At 34.1% G+C, this 20,069-nt stretch carries 18 protein-coding genes; 16 read left to right on the plus strand and 2 right to left on the minus strand.

Features of this window, described 5'->3' with window-relative positions; all coding sequences use genetic code 11:
- The first annotated feature begins 135 nt into the window (after positions 1 to 135).
- The 12 genes from D4A81_RS02065 (at position 136) to D4A81_RS02120 (ending at position 9,614) form a co-directional block, all read left to right on the plus strand.
- On the plus strand, positions 136 to 552 hold the full coding sequence (locus D4A81_RS02065) for a Fur family transcriptional regulator (protein WP_111526061.1): 417 nt from the start codon (positions 136 to 138) through the stop codon (positions 550 to 552).
- A 72-nt stretch (positions 553 to 624) separates the two neighbouring features.
- On the plus strand, positions 625 to 1,161 hold the full coding sequence (rbr, locus tag D4A81_RS02070) for a rubrerythrin (RefSeq protein ID WP_111526062.1): 537 nt from the start codon (positions 625 to 627) through the stop codon (positions 1,159 to 1,161).
- Between the two features lie 225 nt (positions 1,162 to 1,386).
- The gene (locus D4A81_RS02075; RefSeq protein ID WP_111526063.1) at positions 1,387 to 2,085 is read left to right on the plus strand and encodes a S1 RNA-binding domain-containing protein; all 699 of its coding nucleotides are present in this window, start codon (positions 1,387 to 1,389) and stop codon (positions 2,083 to 2,085) included.
- Positions 2,086 to 2,097: 12 nt separating this feature from the next.
- Positions 2,098 to 3,492 carry an aminopeptidase gene (locus D4A81_RS02080; RefSeq protein ID WP_111526064.1) on the plus strand — a complete coding sequence of 465 codons (1,395 nt, stop codon included), beginning with the start codon at positions 2,098 to 2,100 and terminating at the stop codon, positions 3,490 to 3,492.
- Positions 3,493 to 3,532: 40 nt separating this feature from the next.
- Positions 3,533 to 4,741, plus strand: coding sequence for a trigger factor (gene tig, locus D4A81_RS02085; RefSeq protein ID WP_111526065.1), 1,209 nt, complete (start codon positions 3,533 to 3,535; stop codon positions 4,739 to 4,741).
- Between the two features lie 54 nt (positions 4,742 to 4,795).
- Positions 4,796 to 5,917 carry a trigger factor gene (tig, locus tag D4A81_RS02090; RefSeq protein WP_162902537.1) on the plus strand — a complete coding sequence of 374 codons (1,122 nt, stop codon included), beginning with the start codon at positions 4,796 to 4,798 and terminating at the stop codon, positions 5,915 to 5,917.
- 42 nt (positions 5,918 to 5,959) lie between these two features.
- Positions 5,960 to 6,757 (plus strand): HAD-IIB family hydrolase, encoded by a 798-nt coding sequence (locus D4A81_RS02095; protein WP_111526067.1) that lies wholly within the window; start codon positions 5,960 to 5,962, stop codon positions 6,755 to 6,757.
- 33 nt (positions 6,758 to 6,790) lie between these two features.
- On the plus strand, positions 6,791 to 7,495 hold the full coding sequence (cysE, locus tag D4A81_RS02100; protein WP_111526068.1) for a serine O-acetyltransferase: 705 nt from the start codon (positions 6,791 to 6,793) through the stop codon (positions 7,493 to 7,495).
- Positions 7,495 to 7,830 carry a GIY-YIG nuclease family protein gene (locus tag D4A81_RS02105; RefSeq protein ID WP_111526069.1) on the plus strand — a complete coding sequence of 112 codons (336 nt, stop codon included), beginning with the start codon at positions 7,495 to 7,497 and terminating at the stop codon, positions 7,828 to 7,830. Before cysE ends, D4A81_RS02105 begins: the two co-directional genes overlap by 1 nt.
- On the plus strand, positions 7,808 to 8,458 hold the full coding sequence (locus D4A81_RS02110; RefSeq protein ID WP_111526070.1) for an RluA family pseudouridine synthase: 651 nt from the start codon (positions 7,808 to 7,810) through the stop codon (positions 8,456 to 8,458). The genes D4A81_RS02105 and D4A81_RS02110 overlap by 23 nt, the downstream gene beginning before the upstream one ends.
- A 96-nt stretch (positions 8,459 to 8,554) precedes the next feature.
- Complete coding sequence (locus D4A81_RS02115; protein WP_111526071.1) at positions 8,555 to 9,136, plus strand: DUF3793 family protein; 582 nt, start codon at positions 8,555 to 8,557, stop codon at positions 9,134 to 9,136.
- Between the two features lie 49 nt (positions 9,137 to 9,185).
- Positions 9,186 to 9,614 carry a flavodoxin gene (locus D4A81_RS02120; RefSeq protein ID WP_111526072.1) on the plus strand — a complete coding sequence of 143 codons (429 nt, stop codon included), beginning with the start codon at positions 9,186 to 9,188 and terminating at the stop codon, positions 9,612 to 9,614.
- A 364-nt stretch (positions 9,615 to 9,978) separates the two neighbouring features.
- On the opposite strand, the gene D4A81_RS02125 is transcribed toward D4A81_RS02120, so the two are convergent.
- Positions 9,979 to 11,367, minus strand: a complete 1,389-nt coding sequence (locus tag D4A81_RS02125) for an ISNCY family transposase (RefSeq protein ID WP_119808237.1) — start codon at positions 11,365 to 11,367, stop codon at positions 9,979 to 9,981.
- Between the two features lie 344 nt (positions 11,368 to 11,711).
- Between D4A81_RS02125 and greA the strand changes: the two genes are divergently transcribed.
- The 3 genes from greA (at position 11,712) to D4A81_RS02140 (ending at position 16,292) form a co-directional block, all read left to right on the plus strand.
- A complete protein-coding gene (gene greA, locus D4A81_RS02130) occupies positions 11,712 to 12,194 on the plus strand; it encodes a transcription elongation factor GreA (RefSeq protein WP_111525264.1) in 483 nt (160 codons plus the stop codon).
- 9 nt (positions 12,195 to 12,203) lie between these two features.
- On the plus strand, positions 12,204 to 14,144 hold the full coding sequence (gene lysS / locus D4A81_RS02135; RefSeq protein ID WP_111525265.1) for a lysine--tRNA ligase: 1,941 nt from the start codon (positions 12,204 to 12,206) through the stop codon (positions 14,142 to 14,144).
- A 504-nt stretch (positions 14,145 to 14,648) separates the two neighbouring features.
- Positions 14,649 to 16,292 (plus strand): hypothetical protein, encoded by a 1,644-nt coding sequence (locus tag D4A81_RS02140; RefSeq protein WP_111525266.1) that lies wholly within the window; start codon positions 14,649 to 14,651, stop codon positions 16,290 to 16,292.
- A gap of 197 nt (positions 16,293 to 16,489) precedes the next feature.
- Here D4A81_RS02140 and D4A81_RS02145 read toward each other — a convergent pair whose 3' ends face one another.
- The gene (locus D4A81_RS02145) at positions 16,490 to 16,708 is read right to left on the minus strand and encodes a hypothetical protein (RefSeq protein WP_111525267.1); all 219 of its coding nucleotides are present in this window, start codon (positions 16,706 to 16,708) and stop codon (positions 16,490 to 16,492) included.
- Positions 16,709 to 17,010: 302 nt separating this feature from the next.
- Here D4A81_RS02145 and D4A81_RS02150 point away from each other — a divergent pair, with 302 nt between their 5' ends.
- The gene (locus tag D4A81_RS02150) at positions 17,011 to 20,061 is read left to right on the plus strand and encodes a S16 family serine protease (RefSeq protein WP_111525268.1); all 3,051 of its coding nucleotides are present in this window, start codon (positions 17,011 to 17,013) and stop codon (positions 20,059 to 20,061) included.
- Positions 20,062 to 20,069: the final 8 nt, after the last annotated feature.

Raw genomic sequence — 20,069 nt, forward strand, 5'->3', positions numbered from 1 at the left:
ATTTAAAAAGTATTAAATACCAGTATATGTATAAAAAAACATACATAATGTTTAAGCAAGATATTTCCCTTGACATTATATAATTAGGTGCTATACTTAAATAGTAATGATTCTTATTTTTAGAAAGGGATATACATGAAGGATCTAAAATATAGTAGACAAAGGGAGGCTATCTTAGACAACTTGAAGTCTAGAGTCGATCATCCTACAGCTGATATGCTCTTTCAGTCACTACGAAAAGATGATCCTAAGATTAGCTTAGGCACTGTTTATCGCAATCTTGGCTTGTTGGCTGAGCTTGGTCGTATAAACAAGATTTCCGCTCAAAACGGAATTGAAAGATATGATTATAATACCAATGAACATTATCATTTTTCATGCAAGGCTTGTTCAAAGCTCATTGACTTGCCAGCTGATATTGCTAAAGATTTAGATAGTAAGGCTATGCATGAAGATATTGGTGTGGTAGAAAATCATTCACTTATTTTTTATGGCTATTGTAAGGAATGCTATCAGAAAATGCTCTATATAGATTCAAAAAAGGCTGTTTAGCCATTGAATCTGTTGTGATGGTATTTCATACAAATATAGTAATAATTTGATATTTATAAGGAGGAAATTTTTATGTCAAAGTACGCAGGAACAAAAACAGAGAAGAACTTAATGGATGCATTTGCAGGTGAGTCACAGGCTAGAAATAAATACACATATTATGCTTCAGTAGCTAAGAAGGCTGGATATGAGCAGATGGCAGCTCTTTACCTTGAGACAGCAGAGCAGGAGAAAGAGCATGCAAAAATGTGGTTTAAGGAGTTCCACGGAATCGGAACACCTGAGGAGAACCTTGTAGATGCGGCAGCAGGTGAGAACTTTGAGTGGACAGATATGTATGCTCGTATGGCAAGAGAAGCAAGAGAAGAAGGATTTGAGGCTCTTGCAAAGAAGTTTGAGCTTGTAGCAAAGGTTGAGGCTAGCCATGAGAAGAGATATCTTCAGCTTCTTGAGCATTTAAAGAATGATGGAACTTTCAAGGGAGACGCTCCTCTTGGATGGAAGTGCCGTAACTGTGGATATATCCACGAGGGTGCTGATGCTCCTACAGTTTGCCCTGTTTGTGCTCATCCACAGGCATACTTTGAGAGAATGACTGTAAACTATTAATCTCAGAATAATAAGATTTGTGTTATAGTTTCTCACAATATTGTGAAATAATTTAAAATATGTATAGATTTAAAAGCTCCTCAACAGAGGGGCTTTTAATATTTAACACAGCTATAGTCAAATGCAGTATATATGTGATATAATAAAATCTATTGTTTTATGATAGAGAGCAGGCAAAGTTGATTTGCTATTATTAAAACGAAATAAAATATTTTGGAGGTCAGTATGGCAGAAGAGACAATGAAGGATTTTGAAGTGGAGTTAGAAGAATCATATAAAAATATGGATACAAAAGAAGATCCTGGGGCAGGAAAGTGGGAAGTATTTGAGAAGATGTTAACTGAGAAGACTGTTTCAAAAGTTAAGATCACAGAGGTTGTTAAAGGTGGCTGTATAGCATTCTTAGAAGAAGTAAGAGCATTCATACCTGCAAGTCAGCTTTCTACACAGTACGTAGAGAACCTTGATGAGTTCCTTGGAAAGAGCCTTGAAGTTGTAGTTATTACAGCTGAGCCGGCAAAGAAGAAGCTGGTTCTTAGCCACAGAGAAATTGAGAAGGCAGAGGCAAAGAAGGAGAGACAGGCTAAGTTTGATAATGTTAAAGTTGGTGATGTTCTTGAAGGTAAGGTGGATTCAATAAAGGACTATGGTGCATTTATTGATCTTGGCGATGGAATTTCAGGACTATTACATGTATCACAGATTTCAAATCAGAGAGTAAAGAACCCTGCAGCTGTGCTCAAAGAGGGTGAGACTGTAAAGGTAAAGGTAACAGGTATAAAGGATGGTAAGATTTCACTTTCTAAGAAGGTGCTTGAGGAGAATGTAGAGTCTAAGGATCCATCAAAGGGCTTCAAGTATGTAGAAAAGGGAGTTGCATCTACATCATTAGCAGGATTATTAAAGGATATAAAGATAGACTAAAGGAGGCTTCATATGTCAGAAAGTAAAGCAAAAGCTTTGCAAAAAGAACTTTCATTTGAATATCCTCATATAGCAAAAGCATCTCCTGAGCAAATTTCAAAGGCTCAGGAGTTTGCAAATGGCTACAAGAAATTTTTAGACAAGTCTAAGACTGAGAGAGAAGTAGTAAAGGAAGTTACCGGTTTGCTTGAAGCAAACGGCTATACAGTCTTTGACCCTAAAAAGAGTTATAAGGCTGGGGATAAAATATATAAGATAAATAGGAAAAAAGCTATACTCGCATCGACTATTGGTAGCGAGCCTATTACAGAGGGTATAAGAATCAATGGAGCACATATAGATTCTCCACGTCTTGATCTTAGACCTAATCCATTATATGAGAAAAGTGAAATATCATATTTCAAGACTCATTATTATGGAGGAATAAGAAAATATCAGTGGGCTACAATCCCACTTTCAATGCATGGTGTAATCTTTAAGAAGGATGGCAGCTATGTAGAAATAAATCTTGGAGAGAATGAGGATGATCCGGTATTTTATATAAGCGATCTACTTCCTCATCTTTCAAGCAAACAGGATCAGAGAAAACTTTCAGAAGGTATCAAGGGAGAAGAACTGAATATATTCCTTGGCACATTACCATTTGATGATAGTGATGATGTGAAGGAATCTGTTAAGTTAAAGACACTTGAAATTTTGAACAATATGTATGGGGTTACAGAAAGAGATTTTGCCAGAGCGGAAATAGAATTTGTTCCTGCGACAAAGGCAAGAGATATAGGACTTGACCGTTCTCTTGTAGGAGGTTATGGTCATGACGACAGAGTTTGTGCCTATCCGGCAATAGTAGCAGAGGTAGAAACTAAGAATCCAAAGTATACAACACTTACAATACTCGCAGATAAGGAGGAGATAGGTTCTACAGGTAATACAGGACTGCACTCACACTTTGTATATGATTTTATAGAGTATTTGTCAGAGAGTTTTGGTGCAGATGTTAAAGAGGTATGTGAAAAATCATCCTGTCTGTCATCAGATGTAAATGCAGCATTTGATCCTACTTTCCCAGATGTATTTGAACCTAAGAATTCTTCATATTTGAATAAAGGCTGTGTGCTTACAAAGTATACAGGTTCAAGAGGAAAGTATAGCTCATCAGATGCAAGTGCTGAGTTTATGAACAAGGTTATATCAATAATGGAAGCCAATAATGTACATTGGCAGATTGGTGAACTTGGTGCACTTGATGTAGGCGGTGGTGGAACTATTGCACAGTATGTGGCAATGATGAATATAGATGTAGTAGATTTAGGTGTACCTGTAATCTCTATGCACTCACCATATGAGGTAATATCAAAATTAGATTTATATAATACATATCTTGCATTTAAAGCATTTTATATGTAATTATTATGCTTGTATAGGGCAAGATTAGAGGTTTTTATTTATGAAATTAAAGAAGTTAGCTTTAATAGGCATGGTAGTTATGGCTACAATGAGTGCCTGTGGAAATAAAGGTACCGGTAATGGTACCGATACAAAAACAACTGTAGAGGGAGAAACCACTGCAGAATTAAAAAAGCCAAGTGAATACGGAAGTGTTGAGCTTGGAGACTATAAGGGTATAGAAATACCAAATATAGATACAACAGCAAGCGATGAGATAGTAGAAGCACAGATAAATAATGAGCTATTACAAGACCCTGATAAAGTTGAAGTAACAGATAGACCGATTCAGGAAGGTGATACAGTAAATATTGATTATGTTGGAACAAAAGATGGGGTTGCTTTTGAAGGCGGTACTGATACAGGCTATGATTTGGTTATAGGTAGTAATAGTTTTATTGACGGATTTGAAAGTGGACTTATAGGTCATAGTATTGGAGAAGATGTAAAACTTGATCTTACATTCCCTGAGGATTATGGCAAGGAAGATTTGGCAGGTGCAGCTGTAGTATTTGATGTCAAGATAAATTCAATATCAGTATCAACCCCGGCATCATTGACTGATGAATGGGTAAGCAGACATACTAATGGTGGACAGACTACTGTAGATGAATATAAAGCATCCATAAAGGAGTTCATTGAAGAGCAAATGAAGAAGAGTGCAAAGCAACAGGACCAGTACAATGCACTTCATGCAGTAATTGAGGCTTCAACATTTAAGCTTAATGATGAGGCTATTGATTATGAATATAACAATATTTTTGAGCCTATTCAAAGTATAATAGAACAGTATAGTATGACTCTTGAACAATATGCATCAGCTTATGGTATCAGTGAAGAAGAGATGAAGAATCAAATCAAAGAGCAGGCTGAAAATAAAGTCAAGCTGAAACTTGTTGTAAATGAAATTTTCAAGAAAGAGAAAATGTCTCTTAAGGATGAAGATTATCAGGCAATGATTGATATAAGTGGTGCAAATGTAAAAAAAGAAGATCTTATAGAGCAGTATGGTCAGGAAATCGTAGATGATGATGTAAAGACATATAAGGTTATTAATTTTATATTAGATAATGCAAAAAGAAGTGATGTTACATTAAATATCAACGGTGAAACTGAGGGTGCTGCTGAGGAAAGCACAGCACAGAGCGAGGAAACTACTGTAGCAGAAAGTGAGCCGGTAAGTGAAGAGAGTGAGACAACTGCTCAATAAATATATTTTATGAAATTAAAAAGATTATTTTTAGTAGGCATGTTGGTGTTGTCAATGATAACAGTAAATGCCTGCTCTAATGAGAATGCAGAAAGCCCTACCAAAACAAGTAGGTCAAGAAAGTCGGATAAGTCAAAGCATAAAAAGAAATCTGAAGAAACAGTTGAAACAACGGAAGCAGAACAGCCTTATGAGTATAAGTCAGATCAATATGGAACTGTTATTTTAGGAAAATACAAAGGTTTACAAATACCTTTGGAGGACACAAAGGTATCTGATGAAGAGGTGATGTCTTTTATAGAAGTTGAGTTGAGTAATAATCCGATAAAAGAGGAAGTTAGCAACAGACCTGTAAAAGATGGAGACATTGTAAATATTGATTATGTAGGAACAAAAGACGGTATTGCTTTTGAAGGTGGAACGGCTTACGGTTATGATTTGAAAATAGGAAGCGGAAATTTTATCGACGGATTTGAAAGTGGTCTTATAGGACATAGTGTTGGTGAAAATGTAAAGCTAAGTCTTAAATTTCCGGACAACTATTCAAATAGTGATTTATCCGGAGAGTATGTTGAATTTGATGTTAAGATAAATTCTATTTCAGAGACGAAGGACGCGGCACTGAATGATGCTTGGGTAAAAGAATATACAGGCGGTACGTATAATACAGTAGATGAATACAAGAAAGTAGTAGAGGAGAGCCTAAAAAAGGAAAAAGAATCTACTGCAAAATATGAGAATCTTAATAAGGCAATGGAAGAGGTTGTAGCGAATTCAACATTTGAGTTAAACGACGAGGCTGTTAATGCAAAGTATGAAGCTTCATATAAGACTATAGAAGACTCAGTAGCATTAAACTATATAACCATTTCTGAGTATCTGGATTACATAGGTATGGATGAAGATACTTTTAAAAGTACGCTTATGGATAGTGCAAAAGAGGAAGTGAAAAAAAACTTTGTATCAAGAGCAATCTTTGAAAAAGAAGGTATGTCACTTACAGACAGAGATTATAGTATGTTGATGGACTATTTGGATACAGATTGGACAAAGGAAGAGCTTATAGAGCAATATGGGCAGCAGGAGTTTGAAGAGTCTGCTATCTTATATAAAGTGAGCAACTTTATACTGGATAATATGAAGAATGGCAAATCAGTAGACAGTATTATAAAATAGGTTTGTAATAAAACACGAATATTACTTTGGAGGTAAGATACTATGAAAGCACTATTCTTTGATATAGATGGGACTTTGATAGATAATAACACCAATCAAGTACCAAAATCAGCGCTTAAGGCAATAGAAGAAGCGAAAGCAGCAGGACATTTGACATTTATCAATACTGGAAGAGTAGAATGTATGATCGGAAATATTAAGAACAGATTCAATATGGATGGTTATATATGTGGTTGTGGAACACAGATAGTTACTGGAGATAAGACTATCTTTGAGAAGAGAGTGGATCATAACAGAGGCATTGAAGTAAAAAAATTATTAAAGAAATTTAATGTTGAAGGTATGCTTGAGGCAAGGCAGGGAATCTATTTTCCTGCCAAACCTTTTGTATATCCTGAAAGAACAGAGAGAATCTATGATTCAATATGTTCTGTAATAGATGCATCATTAGGAGAATTCGATAAAGATTATTATGACTTTGATAAATTTTGCATTATAGATGATCCTAGATTTTCAAGGAGTGATTTAAAGTCATTTTTTGCTGAATGTGAAGATTTTGATATTATTGATCGTGGTGCAGGTTTTTATGAATGTGTTCCATATCCTTGTTCAAAGGGAAATGGTGTACTTCAGGTTCTTGACTACTATGATATAGCATTGGAAGATGCTTATGTATTTGGGGATAGTATGAATGATTTGCCGATGTTTACTTGTGGTGCCCAAAATAGGATATTACTTGGTGAGCATGATACGGCATTGGAAGAATATGCTACATACTTTGCAAAAAAAGTATCAGAAGATGGAATATATTTGTCAATGAAGGAGCTGGGGCTTATATAGGAAATTTCATTGACTTTAGTATTTGGAGAGATTATGTTTTTTAGAGATGTTTGGAATGATGTAAAAGCTGTAAAGGAGAGAGATCCGGCAGCTAGAAATGCATTTGAGGTTTTATTTTTATATCAAGGCATTCATGCTTTGATTATGCATAGGATTGCACATTGGTTTTATAAAAAGCATATGTTCTTTATAGCAAGATGGATATCACAGATATCAAGATTTTTTACATTGATAGAGATTCATCCCGGAGCTGAGATCGGTACAGGAGTGCTTATTGACCATGGTGTTGGTGTTGTAATAGGAGAAACTGCAGTTGTTGGCGATAATTGTACATTATATCAGGGAGTTACTCTGGGTGGTGTAGGAACAGCAAAAGGAAAGAGACATCCTACACTTGGGAAAAATGTAATGGTAGGTGCCGGTGCAAAAATTTTGGGTTCTTTTGAGGTTGGTGACAATGCATCTATAGGAGCAAACTCTGTTTTGTTAAAGCCTCTTGAAAGTGATTCTACAGCAGTAGGTATACCTGCAAAGCCTGTAAGACTAAATGGACAGGCTGTAGAAAAAAAACATAAGCTTGCACAGGTGAATGCTGATATTTCAAAATTGGCTGAGACCATAGATATACTTCATGAGAGAATAAATCAAATGGAGGAACTATTAAATAAGAATGGTATTGATACAAGTAGTTTGGAAGATGATATATATACCACAGAATTTACTGATTGGGTAATTTGATGGAAGTGAAAAAAAGATTAGTAAGCAGACGATTGGGAGTCGGACATTCGATTTCCGATCTGTCTGCTTTTTTGGAAGAAAATGCCTTCGTATATCTATTGCGTTGCAATGATAAAAGTTTGTACTGTGGATGGACTTGTGATATAAACAAGAGAGTGAGGACACATAATGCCGGAAAGGGTGCAAAGTATACCAGAGCTAGGCTTCCTGTGGAGTTAGCATACTTTGAAGTATATGAAGATAAAATAGTGGCAATGCAAAGAGAATGTGAAATAAAAAAATTGACAAAGCCAGAAAAGGAAAGGTTGATAAATGGTACCGCAAATATTATTTGAAGATAAGGACATTATAGTCGTGGTAAAACCTAGAGGTGTATCAAGCCAGTCAAGCAGTGGATTTGAAGAGGACATGGTAAGCTTGTTGAAAAAACATTTAGGTAAAGATGCTTATATAGGAGTTATACATAGACTTGATAAGCCTGTATATGGAATAATGGTATATGGCAAGAATAAAAAATCCACAGAATTATTAAGCAATGAACTTAGGCAAAAGAATATAGAAAAAAGCTATGCGGCTTTGGTAGAGGGGTTGCCTTTAAAAAATCATGGGGAGCTGAGGGATTATATAAAAAAGTATGATAATAATACAAGCAAAGTAGTAGATAAAAATACTATTGGAGCAAAAGAAGCTGTTTTAAATTATGAGGTGATAGATTCCTTTCAGATAGAAGATATGTGCATAACCAGACTAAAGATAAATTTAGTGACCGGAAGGCATCATCAAATAAGATTGCAATGTGCCTCACATGGTTTTCCACTATTAGGAGATCATAAATATAATAAGAGACTGTCAAATAAAAAATTTGAGTATGATAAAGTGTTGGCATTGGCAGCGATAAACTTAAGCTTTATTCATCCAAAAACAAATAAAAGATTAAATTATAAAATTGATGCAGATTTTTAAAAAAAGGTGTTGACAAAGATAAGATTAAGTGATAAAGTTAGGGAGTACTAACCAAGAAGGTTAAGAAAACTTTTTATAAAACAACAGGAGGGAGATATGCCCGTTGATATAATAAAAAGGCTTGCAACTAATGATGAGAATAATGTAGAGCTTAGGCTTATCATTCAAAATGCGGCGGTATTGAAGGGAAGAAGAATTTCCGGAATGCTCTTTTTAAATGACAAGGAGCTCGCCCTTATAAGTAGAAAGTTACATAATACAAATATAAGTCTGATTATCCTGTGTACCTGCAAAAAGAGACATTTAGTAATGGTATATAGAGCAACTGAGTTGAAAGAATATCTAAAAAACACAGAAGTCAGTGAGTATTTGAGAGAGTTTGGATATAGGAGAGATGATTTTATATCAAATCTTATTAGACTACATCAGAGGATGAATAGTTTCTATAATAAGGTTAAGGAGTTTCCACACGAGGTTGGTATATTTCTTGGATATCCAATATGTGATATAAAGGGCTTCCTTGAAAACAAGGGAGAGAGATACTTGCATAGTGGATACTGGAAAATATATGGCAACTTGGAGGAAACCAAACAAAAGTTTTTAAGCTATGATGAGGCTAGAGAGATTGCTATTGACGAGTTTTTAGCTGGTAATAGACTGGAAAATATAGCTTGTTGATAATGGTTTACAAGCCTATAAAAATTATTCTTTTGAAGGAGTAAAAAATATGGAAAAGGCATTTATTGTTTATTGGAGTTCAACAGGAAACACAGAGGCTATGGCAAATGTTATAGCAGACGGAGTAAAGGCAGCAGGTGGAACACCTGAGTTAGTATTCGTAGACAGTGTTAATGTAGATGAATTATTGGCACAGCCTGCATTCGCTATTGGATGTCCTGCAATGGGAGCTGAGGAGCTTGATGAGTCCGTTGATAGCTTTGTATCAGAGATTGAAGGCAAAGTATCAGGCAAGAATGTTCTTCTATTCGGTTCATATGACTGGGGCGATGGTGAATGGATGAGATTATGGGTAGAGCGTATGCAAAATGCCGGAGCAAATATAATTGGCGGAGAAGGCATTATAGCAAACCTTGAGCCTGATGATGATGCAAAAGCTGCATTGGAAGCAGCAGGAAAGCAGTTAGCTGCATTTTAATTTTTTTGATCTTATATTAGGGAAACCTAGTTTAAGATATGGTGGCGAAAGCTATCATAGATATATAGTGGGGTAGCAAAACTATCACACATACACAATATGGTGGTTCAAACTATCATATACTATCAAGTAAGACTTGAGCAACCTTATTTGATAATATACAGTGTTACACATATTGAAATTTCCTCTTACTTAAAAGACAGGCCTTGAGCAAGCCTGTCTTTTTCTTTAGTATATTATTATGTAAATAATTATTAGAAGGATATACTTCATCTTGTCTTCATTAAAAGTGTTTTTTACTGTCAAGCATAAATGATTATGTCCCAAAATAATTAATTTATAAGCCCCCACAAAGGGGCTTTTATTATGCACTTTTTATGTCTTCTTCAATTCTGTGTGGCTGTGAGTGTGCGAATTTATTAAAGGCATCCAATCTCCAAGGATGGTTCATAGGCGGTATATAAGGCTTTCTAGGCTTTGGCTGTTTGTAGTCAGCGTCCAAATCCTTAGATTTATGTTCATGAGCCGGTATTTCTTCCAGTGCATAAATATCTTTGTCATTTACGCACGCAAACATAGACCTATCAAATGCCTTGATAAGCATAACCTTTGTACCTTTTCTATAATGGGTCTGCAATCCTTTATTATCTATCATCTTATAAAATTTCTTCTCGAATTGAATCGCATGTCCGGCATCAACAGTTCTCTCAGTTAAAACCGCCAAAGTAAGATTTATTTTTTCTTTAGATGGTTGCGTTTCAAAGACAGATTTGATACCATAAAGTGGAAGTGAGAACTTCTCATTGAATTCTTTTATGTAGTGGTAAATGAATTCATTGGCATTATTGATGTCGGTTACGCCTGCGAGCCTTAGCTCAATAGGCAGGCGTGACTGTAAGGTTTGATTCAATCGTTCTATACGTCCTTTAGCCTGTGGTACGCTGCTTGATTCAAGCTGTGTGCCAAGTTGCTTACAGGCGTATGCAAACTGTGTATAGGTGTCTTTGTCGTCAGATAAGGCACCTTTTTTCTTGTAAGTAAATACAGTTCGTTTATCAGTAAGAAACTTATAGGGAATACCATAATCAGTAAGAATCTGCTCAAACACATGGTAGTATCCATTAAGAGTCTCCTGAGTATCAAACCATGCACCCGTAACAACACCTGAGGCATCATCAATAGCCAAATGTAGATGCCATATCTGTCCCGGCACCCATTCATAAGGGGTAGCATCCATCTGAAGCAATTCACCAAAATAAGCACATCTTGGACGACGACTGTGAGCATCTTCAACTGCTACTAAGTTAGCTTGTATCTGTGATAATTCCCTTTTTGATGTTGCAGCTTCCTTCTTAGCTCTGAGAGCTTGCTTAATGCGTCTACGCTTAGCTTTTGTAGCCTTTGGGGATAGAATGTACTCTGACTCCAAAATACTCATTACAGAGGAAGAAGAGATACTTATGCCTTCATGCTTTTTTAGAAGCTCTGTATAGTGTTCAAAGTTAGCTTCGTAGTATTTAGTTCTGTATAGATCAAGAACCTGACTTCTGATATCAGGGCAGATAGTGGTAGCCGGCTTTTTGCCTCTGTTACCATGAATAAAGAATGCCTTACCATCTTTAATATAACCCTGTATCATACGGTTTATATGCCTTTTGGTGCATCCTAGGATAAGAGCAGCTCTATTCTTATTAGCTGTATCTGGGTGATCTACCAGACCTTTGATAACATCATACTTTCTTTGTTCATCCATTGATAAAATAACCTTTCTGATAAGTCAGTTCCTCCTAGTGTTAGAATATACAAAATAGTATTCTACCATAAGTGGGACATTTTTATTTGTGGTATACTAGGACTTTATCATTTATGGCTTATAACTTGTCTTCATTAAAAGTGTTTTTTACTTGACATAAATGGGTTGTCATAGTATAATCTCACGGAACTAGTTAGATTAAGTATTGAATTCGCCACATACGCCGGTATAGTGGTTTTTTTCTAATCTTAAAGTTAGATTGAAGTTAAAGTTTTGACTTCAAAATAAAAATAAAGGACAGTTTTACTTTGTAGGAGTGAAATAGAAGTCAAAATGGAGGAAATATGGCAGAGAAAAAGCATATATTAACTTATGAGGGACTTAGAAACTTAGAGGAAGAGTTACAAGATCTTAAGGTAAACAAAAGAAAAGAGATTGCTGAAAAGATAAAAGAGGCTAGAGAACAGGGAGATCTCTCAGAGAATGCAGAATATGATGCTGCCAAGGATGAGCAGAGAGATATTGAAGCTAGAATAGAGCAACTTGAGAATTTGCTGAAAAATGCAGAGGTAGTTGTAGAGGATGAGGTTGACTTAGATACTATAGGTATCGGATGTATGGTGAAGATTCTTGATAAGGACTTTGATGAGGAGCTTGATTTTAAAATCGTAGGTTCAACAGAGGCAGATTCACTTGCAGGAAAGATAAGCAATGAGTCACCACTTGGTAAGTCTTTACTTGGAAAGAAAATTGGAGAGACAGCATTTGTAGAGACACAAACAGGCGTTTCAGAATATATGGTATTGGAAATACAAAGAGTATCTTAAGGAGGAAATATGGCAAATAGCAATGAACCAATGACAACAGAGGACCTGAATCATATTTTAAAGGCAAGAAGAGATAAGCTTGCAGAGTTACAGGCAGCAAACAATGATCCTTTCTTTATCACAAAGTATGATGTAGAAAAGCATAGTACAGATATAAAGGATAATTTTGAGGAATTAGACGGAAAAAGTGTCAAGATTGCAGGTCGACTTATGTCAAAGCGTGTCATGGGTAAGGCGTCATTTTGTCATGTACAGGATTTAAAGGGAAGAATACAGGCATATGTAGCAAGAGATTCTGTAGGTGAGGACGAGTACAAGGCATTCAAGAAGCTTGATATCGGTGATATAGTAGGTGTTACAGGTGAAGTTTTCAAGACACAGACGGGTGAGATAAGCTTACATGCTACAAAGGTAGAGTTACTTTCAAAGAGCTTAAAGCCACTTCCTGAGAAATTCCACGGGCTTACAGATACAGATACAAGATATCGTCAAAGGTATGTGGATCTTATAATGAATGAGGATGTAAAAGATACATTTATAAAGAGATCAAAAATTATAACAGAGATTAGAAAGTTCTTAGATGGTCAGGGCTTCATGGAGGTTGAAACACCAATGCTTGTAAGCAATGCGGGTGGTGCAGCTGCCAGACCATTTAACACACATTTCAATGCTTTAAATGAGGATGTAAAGCTTCGTATTTCACTTGAGCTTTATCTTAAGAGACTTATTGTAGGTGGATTGGAGAGAGTATATGAGATAGGTAGAGTGTTTAGAAATGAGGGTGTAGATACAAGACATAACCCTGAGTTTACACTTATGGAGCTTTATCAGGCATATACAGACTACCACGGTATGATGGACCTTACTGAAAATATGTTCAGATACCTGGCAGAGACAGTTTGCGGTACTACTACAATACCTTATGCTGAGGCAATGATTGATCTTGGAAAGCCTTTTGAGAGAATTACTATGGTTGAGGCTATAAAGAAGTACTCAGGCATTGATTTTGACCAGATAGAGACAACTGAAGAGGCAAAAGCAATTGCAAAGGAAAAAGGCATTGAGTTTGAGGAGCGTCACTTGAGAGGTGATATCATTAACCTCTTCTTTGAGGAATTTGTAGAGGATAAACTTATACAGCCTACATTTGTGATGGATCATCCTATAGAGGTATCACCTCTTACAAAGAAAAAGCCAAGCGACCCAAGATATGTAGAAAGATTTGAGCTCTTTATCTATGGTAGAGAGATGGCAAATGCATATTCAGAGCTTAATGATCCAATAGATCAAAGAGAGAGATTTCTTGCACAGGAAGAAGCATTTGCAGCAGGAGACGAGGAAGCAAATCATACTGATGAAGACTTCTTAAATGCTCTAGAGATAGGTATGCCACCTACGGGAGGTATTGGATATGGTATCGACAGACTTGTAATGTTGCTTACAAACTCACCTGCTATCAGAGATGTATTACTCTTCCCTACAATGAAGAGTCTTGACAAGCCTGCTAATGCAGGAAATGAAGAATCGTTAGATTCAAATACAGGTTTCTTTACACCAAATGAGAAGATAGATTTCTCAAATGTAAAGATTGAGCCTCTCTTTGAAGAGAGTGTTGATTTTGAGACATTCTCAAAATCAGACTTTAGAGCAGTAAAGGTAAAGAACTGTGTCGCAGTTCCAAAGAGTAAGAAGCTTTTACAATTTACACTTGATGACGGAACAGGAGTGGATAGAACAATTCTTTCAGGTATCCATGATTTCTATGAGCCGGAGGAGCTTGTCGGAAAGACACTCATAGCTATTACAAACCTTCCACCAAGAGCAATGATGGGAATTGAATCATGTGGTATGCTCTTAAGTGCTGTAAATGAGTTCAAAGAGGGAGAAGGAGAAGAGCTTCATCTTATAATGGTAGACAATCATATACCGGCAGGAGCGAAGCTGTACTAATAAGTGAAAATATTCGGCATAGAGTAGATTTATAAAAAGACATATCATTTTGGTAGAAATACCATTTGATAGGTCTTTTTTAAATACAAAAATAAGCTAATTTTATTAGAAATAACATAAAATATTTATTGAAATATTTTTATAGCTTTCAATATATATATAATATAACATATTGTTTTAATTGAAACGTAAATAGTAAGATAGTATAATGTTAATGTATTATTATTTTTATAATTAAAATTGAACTATAAGATTTTTATTTGGGACATTATAGGAAAGGGTAGAAATGGATTATAAAAGTCTGTATAGTATAAATATACTGACTAATATGGATTGAAGGTATCAACACAAATTAAAAAAGCTTACAAGATATTTTTAGGATATAGCGTGGTGCAATGAACATAGAACAGGTTGAGTAATTTAAATGGTCCAGCTTACCGGAAGATAAAAGAAGGTATTACAATAAAGAAATTGATAGACAAACTATAGTTTTAAGGGGGTATAATGAGCGATAAGAATCAGATAGAAAACGCGCATTTTAAAAGAATTGTTGAAATTATCTTTAAGGAAACTCTTGGTATACGACTAGAACACAATGAACGTACAGGTGAATATACGGATTATTTTCCTACAAATCAGTTGGGTCGAGATATAGATATAATTACAGGGAAAAAAAAGAGGAAATATGGTATAAATAAGGAAAAAATAGATAAACCCGAAAGATATACCGGTGCATTAAATGAATTTTTTAGCAAAGGTGAAGATAAATATTTTTCAAAAACTAAAAATTTAATAGAAAAACTACAAAAAGAAGAATATATTTATAACCCAAATGGTACAGATATAGTCTCAAAATGTGATAGTAATACAATAAGTATTTTCAATAAATTAATTTTAGATATTTGGAATCACTATTGTAACCAATATTTTTTGGGGGTGAAGGATTCAAAAATAAAGGCATATAAAATACAAAAAGAGACTGTTGATAGCATAGTTGAGAAGTTCATAGAGTTTAGACTGCCTGCTATTTTGGATTTTTATCGTGATCGCTTGCCGGATATAGAAAAATCTCTGCAGGTTAAAGATCCAAATGATATGTATGGCGACATTAAAACAGAATATATGTGGCTTTTTAAGAATGTAATTGAAAAGGAGTCATTTTATTCCTTATCAGAGGATGAAACTCGCGTTTTTATAAATACTTTATATGCTATTTCTGATATGTTAGATAAAATCCACCATGAGGATTCCTATCAAATAAATCTTGAGATTCTGGATTTTTTTAATAGAATACATGCAGACAATTTTGAAAACATCAGTATTGATGATATAAGAAAAATTCAGGGATGCATATATGCAATTGCCATAGAAACAACAGATAAATCTAAACAAGGTAATATTAAGCTTACAGATAATAATAACCTGATTCGTATTGAATCAGGCTTTAAGCCTATATCATATAAGAAAAAGGTTGAGATATGTGTTTTGGCATTAAAAAATCTACTCAATAATAAAAATTTAAAGGCATTAAATGATAAGATAAGGGATGAGGTGTATATAAGCTTATTTGAAAATCGAATAAAGAAAAACAGAACTGTTAAAATTAGCGAAATAAAGGATTTGGAAGTTCTAAGTCTTATTTATTCAAATATTGCCGCATGTGGATTACAATACATAAAATATAAATCCTTAAATGATACAGAATATAAAAAATATATTGAAATTTGTGAAGAATATTATATCTATTCAAGATACATAAGATATCTTATTGTTCGTATTACAAAGAAATTCTATGGAACAGACTCTGATAAATACAAAGACGCATTATTACTTTTGGCAAAATATTACCATGCTCTTGCTACAAGATATTTTTATGAGAAAAAATATTCAGATTGTATCGCTATACGTTCAGTACTATATACATTTTATCATAGTATAGGTTTAGAAAACAAAGCCATTAAACAACTTGGGTTTTCACCAATAGATCTTTTTGAAAAGGAAGGGGGAAATGAAAAACTGTTTAAAGAAATGACAAAGGGAACATTCGAAGAGGGAAAAAAAATTTTCAAATCATTCTCAATAAATATACCTACATATGAAGATTATAAAGAGATATATGAGAAGTATAAAAGAGAAGGAAAAATATAAAAAATAAATGAAAGAACCATAGGTAAATCAAAGCCTATGGTTCTTATAAGATGAGTTGTTATTTTAAATTAATTATAGATGTTTTTATACAATATATATTAAAAAGCCTTTTCATATTCTTTATTATTTGCTGCATACTCCGGTCAATATAATTATAAAACCAGACTTTAATGCACACTTCTTTCTTACCATAATGACTATGATAAACATTTAAAATTGTTGTTTTGCATATTAAGCTTTATTATTCCCCCATGACTCTCCCAGAATATCGGTTTAAATGGTCTTTTACATTCTACAGAAGTACTTAAATTTCTTATCACTTTAAACCTTGTCTTTGAATCATATATGATTTGTTCATCCCCATTACTATGAAGAACATACACATTATGTGGACTGTCTTTAATAATATTATTCATATGCTACCTCCATTATTAGTTGCTGATGAAGTTTATAACATCATCAAATATTCAGTTTCAAATTATCACCTCCTTATTTTGATGGTTTTAGTATATAATTTCTGATTTATAAAAGATATCCGGAGAGCTGGTATTTTTGTCCAAATTTGTCCAAATTTTCATATCTAAAAATATAATTGTGTGTATTTGAATTTGGACATTTTTGGACAGTGCATGGAACAATATAAAAAACAAGCCATGTTAGAATAAAAGTGAAATAATCTATAAAAGATAGGTATAAATTAATAGATAGGAGAAATAATATGACGACATTTGATGATATTATATATGAAGTTAACAAAAAGATAGAAGAGGACTCTTTTAATGAGGAAAAGAAAAAAATATCTGCCGGAGAATGTGAATTATTGGATAAGACAGTAACTTTTTTGGATATTGACACAGATTCAAGTGGTATGGCAGTAATAAGATATGATGACGAAGGTGAGGTTAAGGTTTCTTTAACAGATAAACATCTAAAATACTTTGATTCATTGAAAAATAAGAAAGTATACTTCTCCGGTATTAAGACCTATGATTATGAGAAGATGATGGAGAAGTGGTATATTAGAACAATTGTTGATGTGACAGGTAGAGAAGAAAGTCTTGTTATAACAAATAAATTAACAGAAGATGAGAAACTTAAGTTCCAGAAGAGCATAGAAAAATTCAGTCCAGAAATTAGGAGAGATCTATGTGATAAGAAGATAGCTCTGGCTGATAAAAAGGCTGTTAATGAAAATGATGGCTGTCAAATAGCATTATATAGTAGTCGGGATGAGATGGAAGCATACTATGATATTGTAAAAAAGGTTATGCCAAAAGAGTTTAGATCTGTATATGAATCCTCAAGATTAAAATCTAAAAAAATCAGTTCATCTGAAGAGAAGACGAACTATATAAGGGTAATGTCGGATATTTTAGAATTTGATTGGATAAATAATGCAGAATATAAATATATTGATGTAGAGGCATTACAAGAAAAGATTGGAAAAAAGCATATTGGATATAATCAGCAGTTAAATGAAATCTATACAGAACTTAGAGCAAGTAATATTTCAAAAGTGGTTCCCAAAACATTGTGTTTTATTGGTAATCCTGATACCGGAATAAATAAGCTTGCAAGGACAATAGCTTCTTCTATTGGAACAGGTTATTCGATAATAAACTTAGCAGGTGCTGATTTTGGTGAAAACGAACCTCTTATCGGCTCATCTAAAATATATATAAATGCAAAAGCCGGCTTTATTTATGACTGTATAAAAGAAGCCGGCCTTAGGGGGGTGTTGGTTATTGAAGATTTTAATCTTTATGAATCAAACATAAGAAGTTTAATGACACCTTTGCTCAATAAGACAACATATATGGATATGTTTGCTGAAGTTAAAATTGACCTTTCAAATATGTTAGTTATCGTAACTTGTAGTGATATCAAAAAAATCCCTCAGCATGTAAGGGCAAATATGACAACAATTTATTTTCAAGATTTAGAAGAGCGGGAAATTGTAGAAATTATTAACAAAGTAATTGTTCCTAAATATTGTAAGGAATATGGGCTTGATTTTCCACAAAATATTCCGGTTGAATCTTGTAAAACATTGATTTATAAACATGCGAATATGAACATGGACAAGCTGGATAGCATGATACGCTCAATAGTTGTTAAGACAGTTGCAAAAGGTGATAAGTCATTTCCAGACTATTCTATTAAACCTATTAGTGATTATAAGGAGGAAGATTATGAAAAAATAAGAAATAAATATGTTAGAGAGATAACGGAAACGGAGCATAAGTTCTTTAATTGTTACTTTGAGTACCCGGAATGTATTCAAAAAAAGGCTGTTAAATTGTTTAACATTCTTAATTTTGAGAAGAATGATGGCCTAAGAGAGCATGCGATAGATGTTATTCACTATATATCAAATATATTTAAGCCTAATGATAAATCTTTGGTTATGGGCTCTGTGATTGAAGAATTGAGCAAGTCACAGTATATTCAGAATGATTTTGCGGAGAGAATAGAAGCAGCCATTCTTTCGAAAGAGCTTGGAAATAATGTAAATAGAATGACAGTGATTGGGCTGAAAGGAAAGGCAGGTACAGGTAAAAGCAGTGCGGCAATCAGTGTTGCAAAGGCTTTAAATAGGAACTTTATAAAAATAAATGTAGGAGGAGGCGGCGGAGCTGAAGTAATTAATGGTTGTAATAAAAAAAATTATAATTCAGCTCCGTCACTCATAATAAAAGAGCTTTCAAAAAGTGGACATGGATGTTATTCAGATGTGATTATACTGGATGAGATAGATAAATCTACACCTGATTTCATGAACACATTATACGAGTTTCTAGATCCAAATGAGGAATATTTTTATGACAATTATTTGGAATGTTTTATTCCTAAAAATAATTTCCTTGTAATGCTGACATTTAATGATATATCCAGTATTCCAATTCCTATAAGAGATCGTATGGAAATTATAGAGTATAGTAGCTACTCAAATTCAGATAAAAAGTCAATCATAACAGACTATGTCTTGCCTAAACTTAAGACGAATTTTAATATTAAGGATATTTCTATAGATAGTGAAGCCTTGGATCTATATCTTAAAAATTATGATATATCTCCGGGTATACGTAATGCTGAACGTGATTTTGAATATATTCTTATGAGAATAGCACGACAAAATAATTGTACATTTGAAAGTGTAGATGTACATATTGATCAGAACGATATTAAATATACATTGGGAAAAAATAGAACGGTTGGATTAGATGGTATCCCGCAACTTTCTATAGGTAAATGTGGTATGGCTCAGGCACTGGCAGTCACAACATCAGGTATTGGAGTACTTATGGCAGTCGAAACAGTGGTTAACCCTTATCAGGATAAAAATATTGTGATAACAGGTTTATTAGAAGGTTCCTGCCTTGAGTCGGTATCCGTTGCTTGTTGCTTTATTAGTAAGTATTTAAAAAAAGAGTTACCAAAATTGCATATTCATATAACTGAAGGAATGAAAAAAGATGGTCCTTCAGCCGGTGTGACTATTGCAATGTCGATACTTTCATGTTTATTAGAAAAGCCAATAGCAAACATTTCATTTACAGGCAGTATCGATATATATGGACATATTAGACCGGTTGGGAGTGTATTTGAGAAGTGCATTGCAGCCGAAAGATGTGGAGTAAATACAATAATTTTGCCTTCAGAATCTTACAAGGGTCTTGTATCTGAAAAAAAAGATGAGAGATTAAGCATAAAAATGATTCCTGTAGATACAATTGAAGAGGTTATTTCATATGTATGGGGTAAATAGGAGGTGTA

Source organism: Lachnoanaerobaculum umeaense (assembly GCF_003589745.1).
Classification (GTDB): domain Bacteria; phylum Bacillota; class Clostridia; order Lachnospirales; family Lachnospiraceae; genus Lachnoanaerobaculum; species Lachnoanaerobaculum umeaense.

Bases quoted from the DNA above. Each gene is read 5' to 3' on its own strand.
- D4A81_RS02065 (WP_111526061.1), top strand. From the start codon at position 136: ATGAAGGATCTAAAATATAGTAGACAAAGGGAGGCTATCTTAGACAAC.
- rbr (WP_111526062.1), top strand. From the start codon at position 625: ATGTCAAAGTACGCAGGAACAAAAACAGAGAAGAACTTAATGGATGCA.
- D4A81_RS02075 (WP_111526063.1), top strand. From the start codon at position 1,387: ATGGCAGAAGAGACAATGAAGGATTTTGAAGTGGAGTTAGAAGAATCA.
- D4A81_RS02080 (WP_111526064.1), top strand. From the start codon at position 2,098: ATGTCAGAAAGTAAAGCAAAAGCTTTGCAAAAAGAACTTTCATTTGAA.
- tig (WP_111526065.1), top strand. From the start codon at position 3,533: ATGAAATTAAAGAAGTTAGCTTTAATAGGCATGGTAGTTATGGCTACA.
- tig (WP_162902537.1), top strand. From the start codon at position 4,796: ATGATAACAGTAAATGCCTGCTCTAATGAGAATGCAGAAAGCCCTACC.
- D4A81_RS02095 (WP_111526067.1), top strand. From the start codon at position 5,960: ATGAAAGCACTATTCTTTGATATAGATGGGACTTTGATAGATAATAAC.
- cysE (WP_111526068.1), top strand. From the start codon at position 6,791: ATGTTTTTTAGAGATGTTTGGAATGATGTAAAAGCTGTAAAGGAGAGA.
- D4A81_RS02105 (WP_111526069.1), top strand. From the start codon at position 7,495: ATGGAAGTGAAAAAAAGATTAGTAAGCAGACGATTGGGAGTCGGACAT.
- D4A81_RS02110 (WP_111526070.1), top strand. From the start codon at position 7,808: ATGGTACCGCAAATATTATTTGAAGATAAGGACATTATAGTCGTGGTA.
- D4A81_RS02115 (WP_111526071.1), top strand. From the start codon at position 8,555: ATGCCCGTTGATATAATAAAAAGGCTTGCAACTAATGATGAGAATAAT.
- D4A81_RS02120 (WP_111526072.1), top strand. From the start codon at position 9,186: ATGGAAAAGGCATTTATTGTTTATTGGAGTTCAACAGGAAACACAGAG.
- D4A81_RS02125 (WP_119808237.1), bottom strand. From the start codon at position 11,367: ATGGATGAACAAAGAAAGTATGATGTTATCAAAGGTCTGGTAGATCAC.
- greA (WP_111525264.1), top strand. From the start codon at position 11,712: ATGGCAGAGAAAAAGCATATATTAACTTATGAGGGACTTAGAAACTTA.
- lysS (WP_111525265.1), top strand. From the start codon at position 12,204: ATGGCAAATAGCAATGAACCAATGACAACAGAGGACCTGAATCATATT.
- D4A81_RS02140 (WP_111525266.1), top strand. From the start codon at position 14,649: ATGAGCGATAAGAATCAGATAGAAAACGCGCATTTTAAAAGAATTGTT.
- D4A81_RS02145 (WP_111525267.1), bottom strand. From the start codon at position 16,708: ATGAATAATATTATTAAAGACAGTCCACATAATGTGTATGTTCTTCAT.
- D4A81_RS02150 (WP_111525268.1), top strand. From the start codon at position 17,011: ATGACGACATTTGATGATATTATATATGAAGTTAACAAAAAGATAGAA.